The sequence below is a fragment of the Pseudomonadota bacterium genome (genome assembly GCA_013285445.1).
GTDB lineage: Bacteria > Pseudomonadota > Gammaproteobacteria > Xanthomonadales > Wenzhouxiangellaceae > Wenzhouxiangella.
In genome coordinates, this window is sequence record CP053448.1 from 1 (window position 1) to 22,554 (window position 22,554).

The following is a 22,554-nucleotide window of genomic DNA, read 5'->3' on the forward strand; positions in this document are numbered from 1 at the left end:
AAACGCGTCCATCTCTTGTGTGTAGAGCCTGTCATCACCGGTTAATTTTTTAAGATCTGCACGAGTCTTAACCATATACTGAAGTTGAGAAAATCACTTTTCCCGGATCCGATCCATTCCGTCCCCAGGATCCTGCTGGGCTGCCTGTTCTAAAGCTTCGTCTTTAGGTGTCGATCCTTGCCTTTCGGCTTGTTGTCATCAGATTTGCTTTTCTGGCTGTCGTCAGGCTGGTGGGGTTTTTAATTTTGTACTCTTCCGGTCGGTACCTCTCCATCACTATCGGCAATATCTTCTAACGGTACCGGTGTAACATCAGGTAGCTGGAGTATGATCTTTGATGGATCCAATTTGTGCGACTCTTTGAATGTCTGAGAGTTTGAAATTCATGTTGATTTGCATGATATAGTGGACGGCCTTTTTGCCTTTATAGAGTACTCTTGCGGCCTCCGCTCAAGGATAAGAGGCAGCATATGGAAGCGTCTGGAAACGGCGGTTATGTAGTCGAGGCAACTATTAAGATTAACGATCGAGTGGAATGATCCCCGTTGAGATCTGCCACACACCCGCGCTTGTCAGCTCAGGTAGAGGATTTGCAAAATACCGACTGCAGAACACTCCTTTATTCCCTTTTCCATCCTCTGCGTAAATACAATTCGGTCCATGACAATCAACTCTGATTTGCCCAGTTTCCGTTTCACCTATTTGATCGAGACCTTTGCAAATTCCGGATTAATACAGATTTGCTGTCTCTCCGTCACCAATGCATTTAAGAGAAGTTGAGGGAACCATACCTTGTAGTTTTGCGGGGGAAAAACTTCTCCCTATCCGCCAGAGGGACCATGATTTTTATTTGCTTTGGTTTGCCTCCGTACTGTGTCGTAACTCGTTTATAAGGGTTCAAATTTTTCGTTCGATGGAGTCGGAGGGGATCCGTATGAAATAGTCAACCTCTTTAGGATAAAACTTTCCGGTTTTCGTCTTCACTTTTATTCCGAGCCTTATGTTTCCCAATCGCGGGAGCCCCTCCCGGATATCGCTCAAGTTTTTGATTGCCATTAACTGCCTTACCTTCCTGACCTTTCGAGCTTATCCAAGAGCTCTAAAAAGTTATTAACTTCCATAGATAGATATACCGTAGAAAAATATCGATTACCACCCCAATAGGTACCGTCTTTCATGGGTGCCTCCCTCTATGGCCTTATCAATCCACTTAAGAAGGTCGTTACGTTTATCTGTGACCCTGTCATGTAGGTCAATTAGTGTTACTCCACGAAGCATGACCCCTGAGCCATAGCGCTCTAATGCGTCAACTCAATTTCAAGGTCCTGACGGTGCCTGTCGAGCTCAACAAACTTCTCGAAACTCTCAAACTCTTGGTGTTTATTGCTCTTCTCACTACTGACAACTGTAAGACGCTTCATTTCCATTTCCGTTAAAACCATTTCTCGTACCTCCGAAATCGTTGTTACAAAACCAATACAAAGTTCCCCCCGCTTTGTCGATAATTATTTAATAAAGTGATCAAATCAATTGTTATCCCCAAATGAAAGGAATTAATTATGGGAATTAATTATGGGAATCGTTTCTGGAATTCGAGATATTTTAAAGGAATTCGAGCTTTCCGATGTCCTTAGAGGAGAGACTGTCTCCATAGCTGAAAGATCTATGGAGAAAAACCTCGAAAAAGAAAACATAGACCTTAAGAAAGAAAATGTCTGAGCTGTCGGTGAAAGACGAACGACTTCTAAAAACAACTTCGGCCTCACCGGACGCTGAAAGACAAATTTGTCGCAGAAACGAGGGGCGCTCTTTTGCCGGCTAGGCGGAAGGTGGTTACCCACAGAAACGGTATTCTTATTCCTACCTCAGTTGCCAGTCTCCTTGAGTTCTTTTGGTGGAGACTTTCCGTATAGTTGTGTGATCGATGTCAGATTTATCTTGATTTTTCCCTTAATGACTTGCCAGGCACATTATTGAATCTTTGCCAGAATAAAATAAGGATTTAAACCGCTTTTAATTCCTCCCCTTAGACTTTGGTTATGCAAACCGCCAAGTAATTCAAGCCTGAGAGCTTGAAATTGAGCAATTTTTTATTGGGACCATCCTGGTAATAGGGAAAGTTCCTGATCCCCGCTTTCCTTCTGAAATATAATTTTTCAGAGTACCCCTTTGATAATCCCAAAATTCCTACCCGCCTCCTTTATGTCTACAAATGGTTCTCTACCCATCAAACACCTCTCAATTATTTTGTGACTCTTTTGCTTTTGCGTCCCTCCCTGCTTATAAGCATGGGATCGCCGCTTTGTCTCGTGCTCTTTTTTTGTAAACTTGTTACGCCTGGGGATATCTCTTTTTCTCTGATTCAAAAAACTCAGCGAAAATTTCCCTCAACCATTTTGTTTCTCAATGACCAACGCTTCTTACAAGGTTGAAACGTGTAGGAGTCCAGACGGTGTTTCTCTCCTCAAATTTTTCTTTTAGTACGCCTCGTAAATCTCCCCTTGCCGCTCGCTCACTGTTCACCGTTTTGGCCTCCAAAATTTCCGTAATAGGGTTCTTTTGCGTCCCAATGTCCTCACCTCCCACTTATTACAATATTTTTATGACTTACTGAATAAACCCTTGACATACCGATAAGCATCTAATATAAGTTACATTTATTACAGTTTAGTTTAATTCAGTAGATGTACCGGTGCTGTTTGTGGTTCCGTTTGGTACCTTCAGTATGTCGAGTAACTTATAACTGCTCTTTACTACTTTGGCCTTGGAGTGCATACTAAGGACTCTATATAAAAGCCATCAACTTGGCTCGTATCGTGCCTCATGAGCTGCGTAACTTGGCACCAAGGCTTTTTAAAATGAAGTAGTTCCATTCCGATCACCCACTTCTCAACAGGATCTGGCCATCTACAATTTCCTAAAATCATAAGCCGTTTAAACAAATTTTTCAGAAAAAGTATGCAATAACTTGCATTTTCTCAATGCTTTTTACGTGTAACCAACTATGAGTAAAGACTTAGAAGCGTTACCGTTATTACGGATCTGCTACTTTCTCGCCGATGTAATTACCAGTGATATCAGTAACTCTTTCAATCTTTGACAAGAGACACAAAAACATATCTTACTACTAGAGACGAAATACGAAGAGATGTTTCTTGAGTTTCTAAACTCTAGTCGTTCGCCACCGACTCGCGGGTCACCGGAGAGGGTGGAGTTCATCCGCGTACCGGCAATCTCGGAGGCCAACGCAAGCCCTTTCGCTCCAGCGATCAATCGCATTGGCATTGCGCGCCGCCTCGAACGGGCATAGGACCCGAGCTTGAGTGTCGTCCGATTGAGCACGAATTACAGCTCCGCGGCCAGCTTGTCGAGCATCTCGCGATGCTGTTGTCGTCAATCTCTTTCTCGATGACGCGGCCAGCGCCGGCCATGGCCAGCTCCGGCGACGCGCTCGCCCAGCGCCTTCCGGGCCTAGAGGTTGGTCGCCTGGCGAATTTCCGCCTCGGCCGCCTGCACCTGCCGATCGCCCTCGGCAATGGTATCCTGCTTGGCCTGTTCGATGAGCTGATTACCGCGCTGACTGGCCTGTTCGTTGACTTCGCCTGCTTTACGGCGCGCCTCGCGAATGATCTGCTCGGCGGCCTCAGCGTTGGCCTTGTCCGCAGCGCCTGCTCGGCTTCTTCAGAATGCGCCAGACCCTCGGCGATCTTGCGCCGGCGCCTTCCATGGCCCGGTCAGCGGCAAGCCAGACGGCCTATCGTGACCAGCACCAGCACGCAGGAAGGTGCCGACCCCCAGCCGATCAGGTGCCTAGCGAGACTATCCATAGCGTTCCCCTGCAGTTATCCGCGATTGGTTTGAGGTCGATGGTCACTGCGCCGATCAGCTGCCCAGGGCAGCCAGCAGCGGGTTGGCGAACAGCAGCAGGGCGGCAAACGCCACACCGATGATCGACAGGGCGTCGAGCAGACCGGCGATGATGAACATGCGCACCTGCAGCATACCGGCCAGCTCCGGCTGGCGGCTGGCGCCTTCGAGAAACTTGCCGCCAAGCAGGCCGAAGCCGATACCGGTACCAAGGGCGGCAAAGGCAAAGATCAGACCGACGGCAATGGCGGTGCTGGCCTGGATTTGTGCAATTACTTCCACTTTCGTTCTCCTGGTTTAGTGCTGTTTGAGCTTGGGTTGCGTAATGATCGAATCAGTGTTCTTCATACGCCAGCGACAGATAGACAATCGTCAGCGTCATGAAAATGAAGGCCTGCAGCGGCACCACGAGAATGTGGAACACTGCCCAGGCGCCGCCGGGGGATAAACTGGATCCACCACGGCAGCATGGCAATCAGGATGAAGATCAGCTCGGCGGCATACAGGTTGCCGAACAGTCGCAGCGCCAGAGAAACCGGCTTGGCGATCAGCTCGACGAGGTTGAGCAGGATGTTGGCCGGCCACAGCAGCGGGTTCTTGCCGAAGGGATGGAACAACATTTCCTTGCCGAAGCCGGCCAGGCCCTTGCCCTTGACCGAGTAAATCAGGATCAGCGCCAGTACCGACAGCGACAGGGCGAACGGCGCGTTGACGTCGGCCGACGGCACCACGCGCAGGTAATCCAGTCCCATCGTGCTCGCGAGCAACGGCAGGTAGTCGACCGGGATCAGGGTCCATGACGTTCCACAGGAACACCCACCACGAAGATCGTCAGCGCCAGCGGGGCGACGAACTGGCGCGGGCCGTGGAAGCTTTCCTTGACCGAGTTGTCGACGAAATCGACCAGCACCTCGACGAAATTCTGCAGCTTGCCTGGCACGCCGGCCGTAGCCCGGCGGGCAGCCAGCCACATGAACAACAGCATGGCGGCGCCCAGAACCACCGAGAAGAACAGCGTGTCGACGTGGAAAGTCCACAGCCCCTCGCCCACCTTGAGATGCTCGAGGTGGTGCGAAACGTATTCGGTCGGCGAAGTTCCGGCTGCTGCGACTGCAAAACTCACGATCAGGTCGTCCTTGCTCTCAAATCATCACTCAGGCTGTGCGCCCCAGGCGCAGCAGCGCAATCCAGTAAGCCAGCACGGTGGCCACGTATCCAGTCAGTATCGGCACAAAGTAGCCGGCGAACCACTTGGCGACGACGATGAACAGCACCGCCGCCAGCACCAGCTTGAGCGCCATGGCACGATAGAACGCTGCCATCATCCGCGACGGCTCGGCACTGCTCGAGCCCGCACCGGCCCGTAGCGCACTGACTGCTGTCAGCATCACGCCGATGCCACCGCCGACCAGTACGGCCAGTCCCTGCTCGACGCTGACCAGCAGGCCGAAGATGAGCGCGCCGATCACGCTGAGCATCGCCTGCACGCGGAGCAGCCAGGCCACGGTGTGGGCAAATCTCTCCTGCACCAGTCCGGTCCTTTGCCACATTCAACCGGCTCCGCCGACGCGTCTCCGGACCCACCCACGATCGTCACTTCGGCTAAAAAAGCCACCGCCGATGCCCGAAGCATCACCGGTGGCCACAAATCCCTGTCGATTATAGCAGGGTCAGAAAGCAGGCGGCAAGCCAATTGCCGGCCGCAGGTGAGGCTCAGAGCCCCCTGGATGATCTCGAGGGTGAGGGGGAAACCCGGCCTGCGGCTCTGTCAGTTCGGCCTCAATCGTGATCCGCTCACCATCACGCATCACCTCCAGGCTCGCCGTCTCACCGCTGCGGCCCAGCAACGCCAGGGCGATGTCAACCGGCCTCGAAACCGCCTCGCCGTCAATGCTGAGCACGACATCGCCATCTTCGAGGCCGAGCTCGTTACCGGAATCGATCCGCAGCACCACCACGCCATCGGCCGTGCCGAAGTAGCGCTCGAGACCGGCATGATTGCTAATCATGTCGCTGTGGCCGACCCGTCCGGGCAGGCCCGGGGGCAGCGGTGGCTTGGGAATGAAATCACCCCTGTCTTTCGAGCACCCACACTTCCCGATCCATCTGTGGCGCGCCCGGCGCTGCCGGGCGGGGCGGGCCTTTGATGTCATGCGTGAGTACGCGGATATCACGGGCAGCAGAGGAGACCGTGACGTCCAGGCTGATGCGTTCGCCATCGCGCTCGATCTCGACCGGAACGGTGTCGCCGGCCTCGACGCCTTCCATCGGTTCACGCAAGCTGTCGGGCCGCGATGCATCGACCTCCTGGCCATTGATGGCGATCAGCCGGTCACCGGACCGGATACCGGCCTTGTCGGCGCCGCTGCCGGGCGTGACCGCGACGATTTGATTGGCATCGGCCTCACCACCCAGCAGCACGCCCAGGCGAGCCCGCCCCATGCCCAGACCCCGGACGACCCGGCGATGGATATGCTCTTCCAGTCTGGCCAGTTCGCCTTCCATGTCGTCGAGCGCTCTGAGCCGCTCGACGCGGATATCAATGGCTTCCGTGTCGGCCAGTTTGCGCTGGAGATGTGCCAGTTTCCGGGCGGCCTCGGCCACGTCGCGCCGGGCCTGCTCAAGCTCGGCCCTCAGGTCCTCTTGCTCGGCGGCTTGCTCGGGGGTCGTGGCGGCGTCGGCGTCGACCTGTGCCATCAGCATGGCCGGCGAGACCAGCATCAAGAACGTCAGGGCAATCAGTCGTTTCTGCATTGTCAGTACTCCTGTGGAAGTGGATTTAGGTTCAGATTCTGGCCAGCAGCATGTCGTGTCGCCAGCCGCCGTCGGCGTAGCGCTGATTGAGTTCGGCCAGCAGTTCAATGCGCTGCCGCCACAATTCAGGGTCGGTCGGGGCATGCGCCAGCTGTTCGTCCAGCCAGGCCAGCTCGGCCTCCAGCCAGAGCAGCGACTCGAGTTCGGTACCGTCGACCACGCTCCGGCGCTGATCGGACAGGCGGGCTTCTAGCCAGGCCGAGGTGGCCTGCAATTGGGCCAGCGTTACCTTGCTCGACCCCGTCGCAGCCTGCTGCACGCCGGCCGGGGGCGCCGGCAAACCGACAAACACGCTTGCCAGAACGATCACGGAAATGGCTGCGGCCAGCGCCGAGAGGCGCCGGACCAGGCGTCGTTTCCCGCGCCGGTCCAACTCGTCGGCAATAGCCGGCCAGAGGTCGTCAGGCGGACCGGATCGCTCCAGCCGGGTCAAATCAATGGGTTCATCCATGTTCCATGCTCCTGGCCGACTCCTCGCCAGCCGCTAATCGATTCCTGAGCTTCTCGCGCGCACGCGCCAACCTCGACTTCGACCAGGACACGGTCTGCCCGGCCAGCTCGGCGATCTCGGCGTGCTTCATGCCTTCGGCGTCGTGCAGCCAGACGACCTGGCGGTCGCGCGGATCGAGCATCCCGAAGGCCCGTTCCAGATCGAGGACCGAGTCGTGATCCCGGGACACCGAGGCCTCCTCGACCTGCGGCTGCTCACCGGCCTGCCGGCGATGCTGGTCCATGACCTGGTTGACCAGGATGCGGCGAAACCAGAAACCGAACTGCTCGGCCTGCCTGAGCTGGCCGACACGCTCGAAGGCCAGCACGAAAGCCTGCTGGACCGCATCCCAGGCGCGCGCCTCGCAGCCGCTGAGTCGAACCGCCAGGGTCCAGGCCGGCTGCGAGTACTGGCGGTAGACACGCTCCTGCGTGCGACGACAGCGCCGCTTGAGCGCCGCCAGGGCCAGGTCGTCGATGGGGCTGGAGAGGCTCATGTCGGTCTATAGACGTCCCGGCGGTCGAAAAGGTCGCAGCCGACGGGCAGTAACGCCGGGGAAGCCACCTGAAGAAGTAAAGCCTGCTTGACATAAAGTAAAGTCAGCATTACATTAAGTAAAGCATACTTTACATCAACGAACCTTTTCGGGTTCATGCAATGGAGCAAACCATGCCTTCGATGTCGTTTCAGGAAAAGAGCGCCTGGGGCACCCTGGCCAGCCTGCTGGTGATCGGCGCGCTGTATTTTTCTTCCGTGATCAATCTGTGGCGCGCCGAGCAGCTGCACATGGCCTCACTGTTCGGGCTGGCGGTGGGCTTCACCGTCCTGCTGACCGTCGTGCTGGTGGGCTTTCACCTCATCGTCGCGGCCATCTCGGGAGGCAGGGCCGCGGACGAAGACGAGCGAGATCGCCTGATCGCCTGGCGGGCCGGCCACATCAGCGGCATCGTGCTCGGTGTCGCCGTGGTCTCGGTCGTGTTCATGATCATTGGCGGCGGCATGGTCGGGGACCCGCTCTGGCAGGCGCCGGTGATCATTGCCAACGGCCTGATGGCCGCGGTGTTCCTGTCGACCGTGGTCGAGCTGGCGCTCACCGTCTGGTTCCACCGGCGGGGCATCTGACGTGGCCGGAAGCATTACCAACCGGGTGCGCGAACTGCGCCAGCGCGGGGAAGGCATGACGCAGCAGCAGCTGGCCGAGGCGGTCGGCGTCTCGCGCCAGACCATCATCGCCATCGAGTCCGGGCGCTACAACCCGTCGCTGGAAGTGGCGCTGAAGATCGCTCGCATCTTCGGCCAGCCGGTCGAATCGGCGTTCTGGCTGACCGGTGAGGCCTGACAGGCGTGTGCCGAACTCATCGCCGCCGGTGCTGCACGCACCAGATCGGGCGCGATGCCGGTTCACGGCGGCGCCGGGACCAAGGAACCGCGTCTTGTCCGGTCGCGGCGACCGATGTCAGCGCGTTCGACCAGCGACCGATACGGCACCCTGAGCAGCACCTGTTCGTAGAAAGTCAGATTGAAACCGTGCGAACCCGGCTCCGCATCCAGCACGCCAGCGTTCCAGATTGCTGCCACGGCCTGATCCCACAGCGGATGCGGATCATCCTCATATTGAGCGATTCGATGGATCGCCATCAGCAGGGAGAACGGAATGTCACTCCAGGCAACGCGCTGTCCGACCGGAATCCCCAGCTCGACGAATTCCGCAGCCAGGTTGTCGATCATGGCCACGGCGTAGGGCCGGTAGCGCGCCGCAAGTCGCCGATTGCCGCGATCCCGCAGGGCGGTGTAGGCAGCAACCATTGCCCAGGCGTTCATGCTGTGATACCAGGGCAGCGCATTGTGCCCGTCCCACATCCGGCCAGGCCGGCGAGCAACCGCCGCCAGGTCGGCAAAGCGCATGCCGTCCGTTCCGTCAACGACGCCATCGCCGTCCTGATCCATCAACACACCCGGGACAAGGTTTCGCTCCAGCCGGTCAACCATTGCCTCGCGAAATTCCGCGCGGCCGGTCCATTCGTACAGTTGGGCCAGCAACCAGATGGTCTTGGCCGTGTAGTTGTGGTTGGCCGACAGCGGCTGGGAGGCGGCCCAATCGCCGGCCAGCAGAGCGGATTCGGCGTAGGCCAGCGCGCGGACCGTGTCATCGACCCGCACTGCGGCCTCGATCATCATGCTGCCGACCCATCCGGTATCAAATGCTGAACCGCCGATATCGCCGCGAACGGCGACTGCACCGTCGGCGTCAATCCAGACATGATCTCGAACCGCGAAGCGCAACCCGGCGAAGCGCCCGCCGTCATAGCGCGGACAGCTATTCGGAAACCCGGCACACATCTGTTCGGTGATTTCACCGGCCACGCCGGTCAGCTCGCACCTGTAGTCGCCTTCAGAGAAGTAGTAGCCATAGACGCCTGCATCAGCAACCAGGGGTTCAGGCGCATGCTCGGGCGTGTACTGCTGATCGCGATAGAAATCGGCAATACGTATCAGACTTGCCGTTTCCTCCGGACTTGGCGCATGCTGCGCCCCGGCTTGCCATGCCGCCAGTGCAATCGGCGCCAGCGCCCGTCCGGGCAACGGACAACCCGGCGCCAGATCGGGCAGCCGGGTTTGGTATTGCGCATACCATACGGCGCCAATGTCGGCAGCATCGGGTGGACGAACATTCGGCCGGGAACGGGCCTGGGCGTAGGCGATTTCCGGGCACCCTACACGTTGGCCGCGGGCACGCTTGGCGGTATCGATCGCATGCTGAACACGATCTCGATCACCACTGAGCATGGCCCCCTGAATGGCCACGCGCCCGGCAGTGGACCCGTAAGGGTCGCCGCACGGCGGCTCGGGGGCCGGCCCGCCCAGACAGTAGACTGGCAGCAGGACCAGAGCCCACAATACTTGTCCATGCAGGCAATCTCGACACCAGCAGCGACGGACACATCCAATCATGATCAACTCATTCCGGGTGGGGTCAGATTTGGGTGACCGCTGACCATGATCGATAGGACAGCGCCGGCAACACCGGCCAGCACGGATTCAGTCATCGCTCACGTTGTCCTATCGTCGACGAGGCCGCAGCACTCATGAACATGGACCCAAAGCAGGGCGCCGAGCCCGATGAGATTCGTGCGCTGCTGAACAGCCATCACCAAGACGCCATGCACTGGGCGCTGGCATGCTGTCACTGGAACCGGGACGAGGCCGAGGACGTGCTGCATACGGCTTATGAACGTGTACTCAACGGCAAGGCGCGTTTCAACGGGCAGAGCACTTTTCGCACCTGGCTGTTCGGTGTCATCCGGAACTGCGCCAACGAGTCATTGCGCAGGCTCAAGCGCTGGGTCCTGAATCCGGCAAACCGGACGCCAGACGTTTCCGATCACCCCGACGCCGAGCTCGCAACCCGGCAGGCAGCGCGATTGGTCCGCCAGTCGCTGTGGCAATTGTCGGCAAGGCAGCGCGAATGCCTGACCCTGGTTTTTTACTGCGACATGACCATCGCGCAGGCTGCCGCTGTCATGCAGCTGCCGGTTGGCACCGCGCGGACGCACTACGCACGCGGAAAACAAAAGCTCGCCCGTCTGCTCAAAGGCTACGCCGATGGATGACAACAGCCGGATGATCAAACGCCATTTTCAGGCACTTCGAACCAACACCGACCACCTGGTGGCGCCGCTGGAGCGCGTGCTGACACCGCAGTCAATGCCGCAGCATCGCCGGGCCTGGCGTCTGAGCTGGTCCACGGCAGCGGCCATGGCGCTCGCGGCAATCGCCTGGCTGGCCACCACCGGGCCCGAGCCGTTGCGACTTGAAACCGGCCCGTTTTCCGGCCCGACCGATTTTCTGCTGGCCGATGCCCGACGAGACGATCTGTCGCGCACACCGTCTATTCATACTGTCAATACGGAGAAAACAGTCCATGACCAGCCCGACCTCTGACGACGGGCCTCGGCTCGCCCGCCGTGCCCGTCTCCTCTCGGCCCTGCCGCTGCTGCTGTTGCTGTCAGTGACGCAGCCCGCTCAATCGTCCAGTCTCGAAATGGCGCTCAGGATGCACATGGCTGCGCCGGAGACCGTCGTCCGGAAAGCGGACGCCATCGATCTGTCCCCGGCACATCAAACCCGTTTGCGCGAAATCGTGCGCCGCTCCCGCGCAGACATCACCGACCTGGAGCTGGACCTGATCGCCGCCCAGGAACGGCTGATCGAGACGATCCGGTCCGGCCTGTCAGACGAAGCAGCGATTCTTGAGCATTTCGACCGGGTCCTGTCACTGGAAAGCCGCATCAAGCATCGACACTTCGCAATGTGGCTTCGGGTCAACCAACTGCTTACCGACAAACAGCGCCAGCAGCTGCTCGAAGCCGTTGACTGAGCGGCCGCAACGAACCACTCGGCGAAGCGCCGGCTGAACCGGCCAGCGGTGGGACGGTGTCACTGTGTATCAGTCGTGCCGGCGGGGCGCAGCGGCTTACCGCCGAAACCGTTCCAGCAGGCCGTCGAGTTCGTCGAGACTGGTGTAGCGGATGGTGACCTGGCCCTTGCCCGAGCTCAAGTGCTTGACGCTGACCGGCGCACAGAGGGTTTCGGTCAGCTCCTGTTCCAGGCGTTCGATATCGGCCGACTTGCGCTCGGGCTTCGATTTCTTCGCCTCGGGCTGGCCTTCGCGCATGCGCCGCACCAGGGCCTCGGTCTGGCGTACCGACAGGTCTTTGTCGACCACCTCGCGCGCCGCGCGGATCTGGTCGGCGCGCTCCAGGGTGAGCAGGGCACGCGCATGTCCCATATCGAGCTCACGTCGGTCGACCAGCTCGCGAACCTCCGGCGCCAGCTCCAGCAACCGAAGCAGGTTGGTCACCGCCGCACGGGAGCGGCCGACTGAACGCGCCGCCTGTTCATGGGTCAGTTCGAACTCGTCGATCAGGCGGCGGATCGCACCGGCTTCTTCGAGCGGATTGAGATCCTCGCGCTGGATGTTTTCGATGAGCGCCAGCGCCAGCGTGGCCTCGTCGGCGATCTCACGCACCAGCGCGGGAATGGTGTTCAGTCCGGCCATGCGCGAAGCGCGCCAGCGCCGTTCTCCCGCGATCAGTTCAAAGCGGCCAGGCTGGGCCAACGGACGAACGACGACCGGCTGGACCAGCCCCTGCACCCGGATCGAGTCGGCCAGCTCCTGCAGCCGGTCCGGGTCCATGGCAGACCGGGGCTGGTAGCGCCCCGGCTCGATGACGTCGAGAGACAGCTCCCTGAGCCCCTCAAGCTGGCCGTCCGGGCTGGCACTCTCGGCCGCAGCGCGGGTCTTGCCAAGCAGGGAGTCCAACCCGCGACCGAGCGGTTTTTTCTTGCGCGAGGCAGCCATGGTCACTGCACCCCCTGGCGCCGCAGGTATTCGCCGGCCAGGCCCAGGTAGGCGATGGCGCCGCGCGAGTCGGGGTCGTACTGGATGACCGACTGACCATAGCTCGGCGCCTCGGCCACGCGCACGTTTCGCGGCACCACCGTCTCGTAGAGCTTGCTGCCGAAATGCTCGTGCAGCTGACGCGAGACTGCGCCGGAGAGATTGTTGCGAACGTCGTACATGGTGCGTACCAGCCCCTCGATTTCCAGTCCCGGGTTGACCGAACCCTGAATCTGCTCGATGGTGTTGAGCAGCGCGGTCAGCCCTTCCAGCGCATAGTACTCGCACTGCATCGGGATGAGCACCCGGTCGGCCGCCGTCAGCGCGTTGAGCGTAAGCACGTTGAGGGCTGGCGGGCAGTCGATGATGACGTGGTGGTAGCGGCCGGCCTCGCCGGCCAGCGCCTCGCGCAGAACGCCCGCCCGATCCTCGCGCTCCATCAGCGCCACTTCGGCAGCGGTCAGGTCGCCGTTGGCCGGCACCAGATCGAAACCCATGGCGGGCACCGGCACGATCGCCTCGGCCAGGCGACAGTCTCCCAGCAGCACGTCACACAGGGTGTCATCCTGTTCACCCAGCTCGATGCCGGAACCGGTGGTGGCGTTGCCCTGCGGATCGATATCGATCAGCAGCACCCGCCGTTTGAGTTCGGCCAGGCCAGCGGCCAGATTAAGTGCCGTGGTGGTCTTGCCCACGCCGCCCTTCTGATTGGTCACGGCCACGATACGGGCCCGTTTTTCGGTCATGATTGGTCCACGATGATCAAGCTGCGGGCGCCACCCGCGCCGGGAACGTCCAGTTCAATAGGCTCGACATTGTACGCGTTGGACAGGGCCTGGCACTCGGCAAACGGCAATCGACCCTTCATCGCCAACAGGGTTGCGCCAGCATCAAGCAGATGGCCAAGCTGGTCAACCAGGCGCGGCAGCGGCGCCAGCGCACGGGCCACCACGCAGTCTGGCGGCGGCTCCAGCGACAGTGTTTCCAGTCTTGCCTGGATCGGTTCGATGTTATTCAGCCGCAATTCCCGGCGCACCTGGTTGAGAAAGCGGATCTTCTTGCCGCTGCTGTCGACCAGCACGAAATGCCGTTGCGGACAGGCAATGGCCAGCGGCACTCCCGGCAGGCCGGCACCAGTCCCGGCATCCAGCACACGGCTGCCGCGAAGCCACGGCAGGATGCTCAGGCTGTCGAGCAAATGGCGATCAACCATCATCGGCAGCGCGCTGACCGCGGTCAGATTATAGGCCCGGTTCCAGCGCGCAAGCAGAGCCAGGTAGTCGAGCAGATGCTTGTGCTGGGCCGTCTCCAGCATCACCCCGAGAACGGCCAGACCGCGCCTGAGCCGCGCATCGAGCTCGATGGAACTCACGATTTGGCGCTCTTCCCGGTCTCGTCGGACAAGGCCGGCCCGGTGCCGGGCAGATTGGGCGGCGGCAGCTCGCGGTGGTGGTGACAGGCCACCCGGTGCCCGCCCTCGAGGGTCTCGAGCTCAGGCACCTCATCGCTGCAGCGCTGGGTGGCGTAGGGACAGCGGGTGCGAAACACGCAGCCGGAAGGCGGATCGAGTGGCGAGGGGATGTCGCCGGCAAGCGCGCGCCGGGCGCGCGCGCGCTCGGCCACCGGATCGGGAATCGGCACCGACTCGATCAGCGCCCGGGTGTAGGGGTGGCGCGGCTCATGGTAAATCTGCTCGCGATCCGCCAGCTCCATCACCTTGCCCATGTACATCACCAGCACCCGGTCGGAAACGTGGCGCACGATGGACAGATCATGAGCAATGAAGATCAGCGACAGCTGAAGCTTCTTCTGAAGGTCTTTGAGCAGGTTGACGATCTGGGCCTGTATCGACACATCCAGTGCGCTGACCGGTTCGTCGCAGACCACCAGACGGGGGTTGACCACCAGCGCCCGGGCGATGCCAACGCGCTGGCACTGGCCGCCGGAAAACTCGTGCGGGTAGCGGTTGATCTGGTCGGAGCGCAGACCAACCAGCTTCATGATACCGGTCACGCGCTCACGCACCTGCAGCCGTGACATCGACGGATAGAAGGTACGCAGGGGCTCGGCAATAATGACACCAATGGTCATTCGCGGATCGAGCGAGCCTTGCGGATCCTGAAAGATCAGCTGTATCTCGCGCCGCTTGCGCCGGAACTGCTCCTCGCTCATCTGCGCCAGATCCTCTCCCAGCCAGATGATCTCGCCGCGCTTCGGGCGCTGCAGCCCCAGTAACGCCCGGGCCAGCGTTGATTTGCCGCAGCCCGACTCGCCGACGATGCCCAGGGTCTCGGCGGGGAACACCTCGAAATCGATCCCGTCAACCGCTCGCACGGTGCGATAGTCATGCCTGAGCCAGCCGCCGGCATCAGCACGGAAGTGAACGGCCAGGTCACGCACCTGCAAGACGGGGTTGCGCATCAGCCGGCCTCCTGCTTCGTCGGCAAAGTGTCGAGATGGCAGCGCTTGAAACGACCGTCGGACACTGGCTCGAACGGGGGCAACTCGCGGCACTTGTCCCAGGCGTAGGCACAGCGATCCCGAAACGGGCAGCCGTCAGGCACTTCCAGCAGGTTGGGCGGATTGCCTGGAATGGCGTGCAGTATGCCGGAGTCATCGCGATCCAGACGCGGCACCGACGCCAGCAGACCCTCGGTATAGGGGTGTTGCGGATCAGCAAACAGCGACTCGACGTCGGCCATTTCCATTTCCTGGCCGGCGTACATCACCAGCACGCGATTACACAGCCCGGCGACCACGCCGAGGTCGTGAGTGATCAGCAGGATGGCGGTCGACGACTGCTCGGACAGCTCACCCATCAGCGAGTTGATCTGCGACTGCACGGTGACATCCAGCGCCGTGGTCGGCTCATCGGCGATCAGCAGGTCAGGCTGGCACAGCAGCCCCATGGCGATCATCACGCGCTGGCACATACCACCCGAGAGCTCGTGGGGGAACTGGCGCATGCGCTGTTCCGGATCGCTCAGCCGGACCAGCCGCAGCATTTCGATGGCGCGTTCCCGGGCGCCGCGGCGTTTGAGATTGCGGTGGTGAGTCAGCACTTCGACGAGCTGATCGCCTATCGACATGTAGGGATTGAGCGAACTGACCGGGTCCTGGAAGATCATCGAGATCTTCGAGCCGCGCACACGCGTGAATTCCTGCAGCGACATGCCGAGGAGCTCCTGGCCACGGAACTTCACCGAACCGCTGGCATGGCCGTTCTCGGCCAACAGGCCTATTAACGCCAGCGCCGTCTGGGTCTTGCCTGAGCCCGACTCACCGACCAGGCCCAGCGTTTCGCCGGGTTCGAGATCGAAGCTGATGCCGTTGACGGCGTGCACCACGCCGTCGGGGGTGTCGAATGCAACGCTGAGGTTCCTGACTTCAAGCAGCGCCATGACAACTCGTCCTCATAGCCGATCCTTCGGGTCGAGCGCGTCCCTGAGCCCATCGCCAAGGAAGTTGAAGGCAAACAGCGTCAGCGCCAGAAAGCTGGCCGGGAAAAGCAGCGACCACGGTGCGGTTTCAAGTTCCTGCGCGCCCTCGTTGACCAGCGCGCCCCAGGACGTCAGCGGTTCCTGCACGCCCAGGCCGAGAAAACTCAGGAAGCTCTCGACCAGGATCACCTGCGGGATGGTCAGGGTCACATAGACGATCACGACACCCAGCAGATTGGGCACGATATGACGGCGGATAACCTGCCATTCCGTGGCACCGCAGGCGCGCGCGGCCTCGACAAAATCCTTGTTTTTCAGGCTCAGCGTCTGGCCCCTGACAATGCGCGCCATATCCAGCCAGTTGATTGCGCCGATGGCAATGAAGATCAGGAAGATATTGCGCCCGAACACCACCATCAGCAAGATGACGAAAAACATGAACGGCATCGCATAGACAGCATCGACGATCCGCATCATCACGTTGTCGACGCGCCCGCCGACGTAGCCGGCAAACGCACCCCAGCTCACGCCAATGACCAGCGAGACCAGGGTCGCGATCAGGCCCACCAGCAGTGAGATGCGACCGCCGATCATGGTGCGCACGAACAGATCCCGGCCGAGCGCATCGGTGCCGAATGCATGGCCGGTTTCGAGTGACGGCGGCGTCGAGTAGTGCTCCCAGTCTGGAATCTCGTGATCCCAGTCGCTGAGCACTGGTCCAATACTCACCAGTGTGATCATGACGATCAGGATAACCAGCCCGGCCACGGCCGCCTTGTTCCTGAGCAGCCGGTGCCAGGCGTCGACATACAGCGAACGGCCCTTGACCTCGCGCCGGTCCAGCGCCTGATCGAAGGCATCCCGGGTCACCTCGTTCATGTCCGGGACTCCAGCTCGTCGTCATAGCGAATGCGCGGATCCAGCCAGGCATAGAGCAGATCGACCATGAAGTTGAACAGGATGATCAACACACCGTAAAGAATGACCACGCCCATCACCAGGGTGTAGTCGCGGTTGAGTGCGCCCTGAACGAAATAGGAGCCAACCCCGGGTATGGTAAAGATGCGTTCGACCACGACCGAGCCGGTCACGATGGCGGCGGCGGCCGGGCCTAGGTAGGAGATCACCGGCAGCAAAGCAGGCTTGAGCGCATGCCGTAAAATGACCTCCTTTTCCGGCATGCCCTTGGCGCGCACCGTGCGGATAAAGCTTGAATGCAGCACTTCGATCATCGATCCGCGGGTAATGCGTGCGATATAGGCCACCATCGGCAGGGCCAAGGTCACTGCCGGCAGCACCATGCGATCGAGGCTGAACGCCCAGCCGCCGGCCGGCAGCCAGCCCAGCGTGATGGCAAACACCAGAATCAGCAGCGGTGCCATGACGAAGTTGGGCACCGAAATACCGATCATGGCCACGCTCATCACCGCATAGTCCGACGGCCGGTTCTGTCGCAACGCGGCCCAGGCACCAACCGTGACACCAGCCAGCAAGGCGACGATCAGCGCGGTGAGCCCCAGAACGAACGATACCGGCGCACCCTGAATGATCAGGTCGTTGACCGTCCAGTCACGGTAGTGGAACGAGGGACCAAAATCCAGGCGCAGGATCTGCCACATGTAGCGGGCATACTGCACCACAAGCGGCTCATCGAGATGATACTTGGCCGCCAGATTGGCTTCGATCTCCGGCGGCAGGGCCCGCTCGGCGTCAAACGGCCCGCCCGGGGCCACTCGAATCAGAAAAAACGCAAAGGTGATCAGCAGAAACAGCGTCGGTACCGCCGATCCCAGCCGCCGGAGCGAATACTTCAGCACGCCGGCCCCCGCTGGAGGTCACCGGCACCTGCCCGGCACGAACGACTACTCCGGAACATCGGCGGCTTCCCCGGCCGGGGCGGGTTCCCTGGCCCTGAGCAGGTACATGTAGCGGGTCAGGTGGTAGTCCATGACGTTTTCTTCCCAGCCCTTCAGGCGCGGGTCGACCAGACGCTTGGAGACGTAGACATAAACCGGCAGGATGACCTGGTCGGCCAGGATCATGCGCTCGGCCTCGGCCATCAGGTTGCGACGGCGCGCCGGAATCCGTTCGGCAGCAATGCGCTCAAGCAGACGATCATAGCGCGGATTGTTGTAACCGGCATCATTGCGGCCGTGCGCGGAGTGGAACAGCTCGAGAAAGCTGAATGCGTCCTGGTAGTCGCCAATCCAGCCGGCGCGAAAGACCTCGGTAACCCGGCGCTGGGCACGATTCTGCAGAAAGACACGGAATTCCTCGTTGACCAGGCGCGTTCGCGTGCCGAGGACCTGCTTCCACATCGCCGCCACGGCCACGGCGAGCTTGCGATGATTTTCCGAGGTGTTGTAGCGCAATTCGACGCTGAGCGGCTGGGACTCCGAGAAGCCGGCCTGGCGGTAGAGCCGTCGGGCTTCCTGTTCGCGCTCCTCCTGGCTCCATTCGGCCCATTCGACCTCGGGCGGAACGTAGTCGGGCAAACCCGGCGGCACCAGATTGAAAGTCGGAATCTCGCCGAACTGGCTGACATGCTCGGTCAGGATCCGGCGATCGATCGCCAGCGTCAGCGCCTGGCGAAGCGCCAGGTTGTCTTCGAACGGCGCGCGTGTGAGATTGAATGAAAAAAAGTACGTGCCGAACCAGGGCGCCACCATCAGCGCTTCGGACAGGTTGTTCTGCAGCCAGCGAAACTGATTCGAGGGCACCTGGTAGGTCCAGTGCAGGTCCCCGGCGCGAAAGCGATTGAATTCGGTGTTCTCGTCCTCGAACGGGTAGTACACGACACCCTCGACCACCACCGATTCGACGCCATGGTAGTGCGGGTTGCGCGCCAGCTCGATGCGTGAACGGACCTGCCAGTCGATCAGCTGGTAGGCGCCGTTGGACACCAGATTGCCCGGGCGAACGTGACTCGAGCCGAATGTCTCCACCCCCGGCCGCCAGACCGGGTAGGTGGTCGGATGGGTCAGCAAACCCAGGAAATAGGGCGTGGGATCCTCCAGCCGCACCTGAAAGGTCGTTTCGTTGAGAGCCTCGACGCCCAGCTCAACGGCCGGCAATTCACCGGACAGGATGGCCCCGGCGTTGACCACCGGTGCCAGCATGCGGCCGTAGGATGCGCCGGTCTCCGGATCAACCGCGCGCCGCCAGGACCAGACGAAATCGGCCGCGGTCAGCGACTCACCGTTCGACCAGCGCGCCTCAGGCCGCAAGAAGAACGTGTAGGTCAGGCCGTCGCGGCTGATGTCCCAGTGCAGCGCTGCCCCCGGCACGATACGGCCGTCGGGTGAAGTCGTGGTCAGCCCTTCAAACAGATCACGCAGGATATTGGCCGACGGCACGCCCTCGGCCAGATGCGGGTCGAGCGTTTGCGGCTCCTCGCCGTTGCCGCGGTGAACAACCTGCTGCTCGGCCAGCACATCCGGCAGCGGTCGGCCATCGTCATTGAACGCCGCCTCGACGGGCTCGGGCAGGCGCGGCGGCGGCTGCACCGGCTCACCGCCGTCGCGCTCGGCGCAGCCGGTCGCCACTGCAACTGCAAGCCACAGCCAGTACTTCATTGAATCGACAGCCAGCGCGACAAGTGTATATCCATCGGGTTGTCCTCGAATCCGCTCACATCGGGATCGACCAGGTGCCTGGAGACATAGTAGTACAGCGGGATGACCACCTGTTGCTCAAGCAGCCGGGATTCGGCCTCCCGCAACAAATCAATCCGCCCGAGTCCAGTGGCACCCTCGGCCCGCTGCAGCAGCTGATCGTAGCGCGCATCATCGAAAAACGCATAGTTCATCGGGCTGTCGGAGCGAAACAGATCGAGAAAGTTGGCGGCGTCACGCCAGTCGGCAATCCAGCCGCCGCGCATGACCTCGGTGACTCGCCCCTGCCGCCGGTTGGCAACGAACACCTTCCATTCCTCATGGATCAGGCGGGTCTGCACACCCAGTTGCGCCTTCCACATCGCCGCGACGGCCGCTGCGAGACGCCGGTGGGTGAGGGAGGAATTGAAGCGCAGCTCGACGGTCAGCGGGTTGTCAGCACCATGGCCGGCGGCGGCGTACAGCCGGCGCGCTTCGACCAGGCGCTGCTCAGCGGCAAGCGGCGGGGCCCACATCTCGGGCCAGCCGGGCATGCCCGGCGGCAGCAGCCCCCAGGCCGGCAGCTCGCCCGAGCCCAGCACCCGCTCGACCAGAATGTCGCGATCGATCACCAGGCTCAGCGCCCGGCGCAGGCCCGGCGATTCGTCAAACGGTGGGCGTGACAGATTGAACACCAGGTAGAAGGTGCCAAGATAGGGCGCGATACGCAGCTGCGTCCCGAACTTGTCGCGCAGCCAGTCCACCCGGCCGGGAGGAATGGTCTCGGTGACATGCAGCTGACCGGCGCGATAGCGCGCCAGCTCGACATTGGGCTCCTCAATCACGTGCCAGACGACCGCATCCAGAGCCACGCTGTCGGCCGCCCGCCAATTTGCACGGGCTCGCAGACGCAGATGGGCCCCCGGAACCGTTTCGTCGAGTATGAACGGGCCGCTGTAGCGGGCAATTGGGCCAGGCCACGGGTAGGTCACCGGGTGGGTCAACAACTCGGCGAACCAGGGGATCGGCCGTTCCAGTTGCACCTCCAGTCGATCATCATCGATCGCCCGGACACCCAGTGCGTCAGGCGGCCGGTGACCGCGCCGCACATCGGCGGCCGCGGCCACCCCGTCGAGCAGTCCGGCGGTCGGCGAGGCGGTCGCCGGCGCCAGCGCCCGACGCCAGCCCCGCACGAAATCCCCGGCGGTCACCCGCTCGCCGTCGGACCAGCGCGCCTCACGATCCAGCCGAAAGGTCCAGGTCAACCCGTCATCGCTGACCGACCAGCTGCGAGCGATGCCCGGAATCAGTCCGGCGCGCGCATCGAAAGTCACCAGGCCTTCGTGCAGATCCCGCAGGACGTTGAGCGCCGACAGACTCTGCGCGCGATGCACGTCGAGCGAGTCCGGACCCGGCCCCAGGCCGCGGTGCAGCACGCCGGCAGCGGCCGATTCGACAGCAAACAGCCACAGGCCCAAAAGCCACGGCAGCCAGCATCGCGGCTGTAACAGCTCGGGCCCGGGGTCGGTCACACGCATGCACACAACCGGCAAAAAAGCGATAATCCAGCCTTCATTCTAGCCGGCAGATGCCCGTTGCGACCGGATACCGTTCTCACCGACAAGCGCGACCTGGCCGCCTGGCTGGAGTCCGGCTGCCGCCCGGAATCGGAATGGCGCATCGGCACCGAGCACGAAAAGTTCGGTTTTCTGACCGACACCCTCGATCCACTGCCCTATGACGGTCCGCGCTCGGTGCGTGCAGTGCTCGAGGGGCTGGCGCAGCGATTCGGCTGGCAGCCCGTGCTGGAAGAAGGCCGGCCGATCGCGCTCAACCGCGATGGTTGCTCCATCACGCTGGAACCGGGCGGACAGCTCGAATTGTCCGGTGAGCTCCTCGACAACCTGCACCAGACCTGCAACGAGGTGCATACCCACCTGGCCCAGGTCCGCAGCGTCGCAGAACCGCTTGACATCGGCTTTCTGGGCATGGGCTTCCATCCGACCGCCCGACGCGAGGAGATCGAGTGGATGCCCAAGGCACGCTACGCGATCATGCGCAATTACATGGCGAAAGTCGGTCAACTCGGCCACGACATGATGAAGCGCACCTGCACCGTCCAGGTCAATCTTGATTTCTCCAGCGAAGCCGACATGGTCGACAAGTTTCGTGCCTCACTGGCCCTGCAGCCAATCGCCACGGCGCTGTTTGCCAACTCACCGTTCGTCGAGGGTCAGCCGAGCGGCTATCTGAGCTACCGCAGCCAGGTCTGGACCGATACCGACCCGGACCGAACCGGCATGCTGCCCTGGGTGTTCGAGACCGGCATGGGCTTCGAGCGCTATGTCGACTACATGCTCGACGTGCCGATGTATTTCGTGCGCCGCGATGGCCGCTATATCGATGTCGCGGGCCAGCGCTTCAGTGACTTTCTTGCCGGTCGCCTGCCCGGGCTGCCCGGTGAACGACCGACCCTGGCCGACTGGGAAGACCACCTGACCACTGTTTTCCCGGAGGTCAGGCTCAAGCGCTTTCTGGAAATGCGGGGCGCCGACGGCGGACCGTGGGGACGGCTGTGCGCGCTGCCGGCCTTCTGGGTTGGACTGCTCTACGACCCGTCCAACCTCGCCGCCTGCCTTGACCTCACCCGCAACTGGTCGCCCGCGCAGCGACAAAGTCTGCGCGAGGACGTCGCGCGCGTCGGGCTGCGCGCAGACATCGACGGTCGCAGCGCGGGCGATCTCGCCGCCGAGCTGACCGGCCTGGCCCGGCAGGGTCTGGTGCGGCGGCGCAGGCTTGACGGCGTCGGTCAGGATGAAGGCGGGTTTCTGGCGCCGCTGGAGAGCATCGTCGAACGCGGCAGCACGCCGGCCGAAGCCAAGCTGGTGGCGTTTGAAGGCCAGTGGAACCGCCAAATGCGGCCGCTGTTCGAACAGTTTGCCTACTGAG

General features: G+C 61.3%; 23 protein-coding genes and 1 pseudogene. 7 read left to right on the forward strand and 17 right to left on the reverse strand.

What is annotated here, in order from left to right; all coding sequences use genetic code 11:
• Window positions 1-3,429 precede the first annotated feature (3,429 nt).
• Window positions 3,430-3,861 carry a hypothetical protein gene (locus HND55_00005; protein ID QKK01166.1) on the forward strand — a complete coding sequence of 144 codons (432 nt, stop codon included), beginning with the start codon at window positions 3,430-3,432 and terminating at the stop codon, window positions 3,859-3,861.
• Between the two features lie 21 nt (window positions 3,862-3,882).
• Here the strand turns inward: HND55_00005 and atpE are convergent, their stop codons facing one another.
• From atpE to HND55_00040, 7 genes and pseudogenes are all read right to left on the reverse strand, one after another.
• Complete coding sequence (gene atpE, locus HND55_00010) at window positions 3,883-4,149, reverse strand: F0F1 ATP synthase subunit C (protein ID QKK01167.1); 267 nt, start codon at window positions 4,147-4,149, stop codon at window positions 3,883-3,885.
• Between the two features lie 52 nt (window positions 4,150-4,201).
• Window positions 4,202-4,990, reverse strand: a pseudogene (gene atpB, locus HND55_00015) (F0F1 ATP synthase subunit A).
• Between the two features lie 31 nt (window positions 4,991-5,021).
• Window positions 5,022-5,417, reverse strand: coding sequence for a hypothetical protein (locus HND55_00020; GenBank protein ID QKK01168.1), 396 nt, complete (start codon window positions 5,415-5,417; stop codon window positions 5,022-5,024).
• 120 nt (window positions 5,418-5,537) lie between these two features.
• Entirely contained in the window at window positions 5,538-5,876 is a 339-nt protein-coding gene (locus HND55_00025) for a PDZ domain-containing protein (GenBank protein QKK01169.1), read from the reverse strand.
• Between the two features lie 58 nt (window positions 5,877-5,934).
• Window positions 5,935-6,621 (reverse strand): PDZ domain-containing protein, encoded by a 687-nt coding sequence (locus HND55_00030; GenBank protein QKK01170.1) that lies wholly within the window; start codon window positions 6,619-6,621, stop codon window positions 5,935-5,937.
• 31 nt (window positions 6,622-6,652) lie between these two features.
• Window positions 6,653-7,132, reverse strand: a complete 480-nt coding sequence (locus HND55_00035) for a hypothetical protein (GenBank protein QKK01171.1) — start codon at window positions 7,130-7,132, stop codon at window positions 6,653-6,655.
• Window positions 7,125-7,667, reverse strand: coding sequence for a sigma-70 family RNA polymerase sigma factor (locus HND55_00040; protein ID QKK01172.1), 543 nt, complete (start codon window positions 7,665-7,667; stop codon window positions 7,125-7,127). Before HND55_00040 ends, HND55_00035 begins: the two co-directional genes overlap by 8 nt.
• A 173-nt stretch (window positions 7,668-7,840) precedes the next feature.
• Between HND55_00040 and HND55_00045 the strand changes: the two genes are divergently transcribed.
• Window positions 7,841-8,293 carry a hypothetical protein gene (locus HND55_00045; protein ID QKK01173.1) on the forward strand — a complete coding sequence of 151 codons (453 nt, stop codon included), beginning with the start codon at window positions 7,841-7,843 and terminating at the stop codon, window positions 8,291-8,293.
• Between the two features lie 55 nt (window positions 8,294-8,348).
• Window positions 8,349-8,510: a helix-turn-helix transcriptional regulator gene (locus HND55_00050; GenBank protein ID QKK03921.1), complete on the forward strand. Its 162-nt coding sequence runs from the start codon at window positions 8,349-8,351 to the stop codon at window positions 8,508-8,510.
• Window positions 8,511-8,572: 62 nt separating this feature from the next.
• Here HND55_00050 and HND55_00055 read toward each other — a convergent pair whose 3' ends face one another.
• Window positions 8,573-10,069, reverse strand: coding sequence for a hypothetical protein (locus tag HND55_00055; protein ID QKK01174.1), 1,497 nt, complete (start codon window positions 10,067-10,069; stop codon window positions 8,573-8,575).
• A gap of 188 nt (window positions 10,070-10,257) precedes the next feature.
• Between HND55_00055 and HND55_00060 the strand changes: the two genes are divergently transcribed.
• From HND55_00060 to HND55_00070, 3 genes are read left to right on the forward strand one after another with little or no spacing between them, the layout of a single operon-like run.
• On the forward strand, window positions 10,258-10,782 hold the full coding sequence (locus tag HND55_00060; GenBank protein ID QKK01175.1) for a sigma-70 family RNA polymerase sigma factor: 525 nt from the start codon (window positions 10,258-10,260) through the stop codon (window positions 10,780-10,782).
• Window positions 10,775-11,113, forward strand: a complete 339-nt coding sequence (locus HND55_00065; GenBank protein QKK01176.1) for a hypothetical protein — start codon at window positions 10,775-10,777, stop codon at window positions 11,111-11,113. The genes HND55_00060 and HND55_00065 overlap by 8 nt, the downstream gene beginning before the upstream one ends.
• A complete protein-coding gene (locus tag HND55_00070; protein ID QKK01177.1) occupies window positions 11,094-11,549 on the forward strand; it encodes a hypothetical protein in 456 nt (151 codons plus the stop codon). Before HND55_00065 ends, HND55_00070 begins: the two co-directional genes overlap by 20 nt.
• A gap of 96 nt (window positions 11,550-11,645) precedes the next feature.
• On the opposite strand, the gene HND55_00075 is transcribed toward HND55_00070, so the two are convergent.
• From HND55_00075 to HND55_00115, 9 genes are read right to left on the reverse strand one after another with little or no spacing between them, the layout of a single operon-like run.
• A complete protein-coding gene (locus HND55_00075) occupies window positions 11,646-12,533 on the reverse strand; it encodes a ParB/RepB/Spo0J family partition protein (protein ID QKK01178.1) in 888 nt (295 codons plus the stop codon).
• 2 nt (window positions 12,534-12,535) lie between these two features.
• Window positions 12,536-13,318: a ParA family protein gene (locus tag HND55_00080; protein ID QKK01179.1), complete on the reverse strand. Its 783-nt coding sequence runs from the start codon at window positions 13,316-13,318 to the stop codon at window positions 12,536-12,538.
• Window positions 13,315-13,944: a 16S rRNA (guanine(527)-N(7))-methyltransferase RsmG gene (rsmG, locus tag HND55_00085; protein QKK01180.1), complete on the reverse strand. Its 630-nt coding sequence runs from the start codon at window positions 13,942-13,944 to the stop codon at window positions 13,315-13,317. Before rsmG ends, HND55_00080 begins: the two co-directional genes overlap by 4 nt.
• Window positions 13,941-14,993, reverse strand: a complete 1,053-nt coding sequence (locus tag HND55_00090) for an ATP-binding cassette domain-containing protein (protein QKK01181.1) — start codon at window positions 14,991-14,993, stop codon at window positions 13,941-13,943. The genes rsmG and HND55_00090 overlap by 4 nt, the downstream gene beginning before the upstream one ends.
• On the reverse strand, window positions 14,993-15,973 hold the full coding sequence (locus HND55_00095) for an ATP-binding cassette domain-containing protein (protein ID QKK01182.1): 981 nt from the start codon (window positions 15,971-15,973) through the stop codon (window positions 14,993-14,995). Before HND55_00095 ends, HND55_00090 begins: the two co-directional genes overlap by 1 nt.
• A gap of 12 nt (window positions 15,974-15,985) precedes the next feature.
• Window positions 15,986-16,891 (reverse strand): ABC transporter permease subunit, encoded by a 906-nt coding sequence (locus tag HND55_00100; protein ID QKK01183.1) that lies wholly within the window; start codon window positions 16,889-16,891, stop codon window positions 15,986-15,988.
• Window positions 16,888-17,829, reverse strand: coding sequence for an oligopeptide ABC transporter permease OppB (oppB, locus tag HND55_00105; protein ID QKK01184.1), 942 nt, complete (start codon window positions 17,827-17,829; stop codon window positions 16,888-16,890). The genes HND55_00100 and oppB overlap by 4 nt, the downstream gene beginning before the upstream one ends.
• Window positions 17,830-17,874: 45 nt before the next feature.
• Window positions 17,875-19,587: a peptide ABC transporter substrate-binding protein gene (locus tag HND55_00110; protein QKK01185.1), complete on the reverse strand. Its 1,713-nt coding sequence runs from the start codon at window positions 19,585-19,587 to the stop codon at window positions 17,875-17,877.
• Window positions 19,584-21,143: a peptide ABC transporter substrate-binding protein gene (locus HND55_00115; protein QKK01186.1), complete on the reverse strand. Its 1,560-nt coding sequence runs from the start codon at window positions 21,141-21,143 to the stop codon at window positions 19,584-19,586. The genes HND55_00110 and HND55_00115 overlap by 4 nt, the downstream gene beginning before the upstream one ends.
• Before the next feature lie 57 nt (window positions 21,144-21,200).
• Here HND55_00115 and HND55_00120 point away from each other — a divergent pair, with 57 nt between their 5' ends.
• A complete protein-coding gene (locus tag HND55_00120; GenBank protein ID QKK01187.1) occupies window positions 21,201-22,553 on the forward strand; it encodes a glutamate--cysteine ligase in 1,353 nt (450 codons plus the stop codon).
• Window position 22,554: the final 1 nt, after the last annotated feature.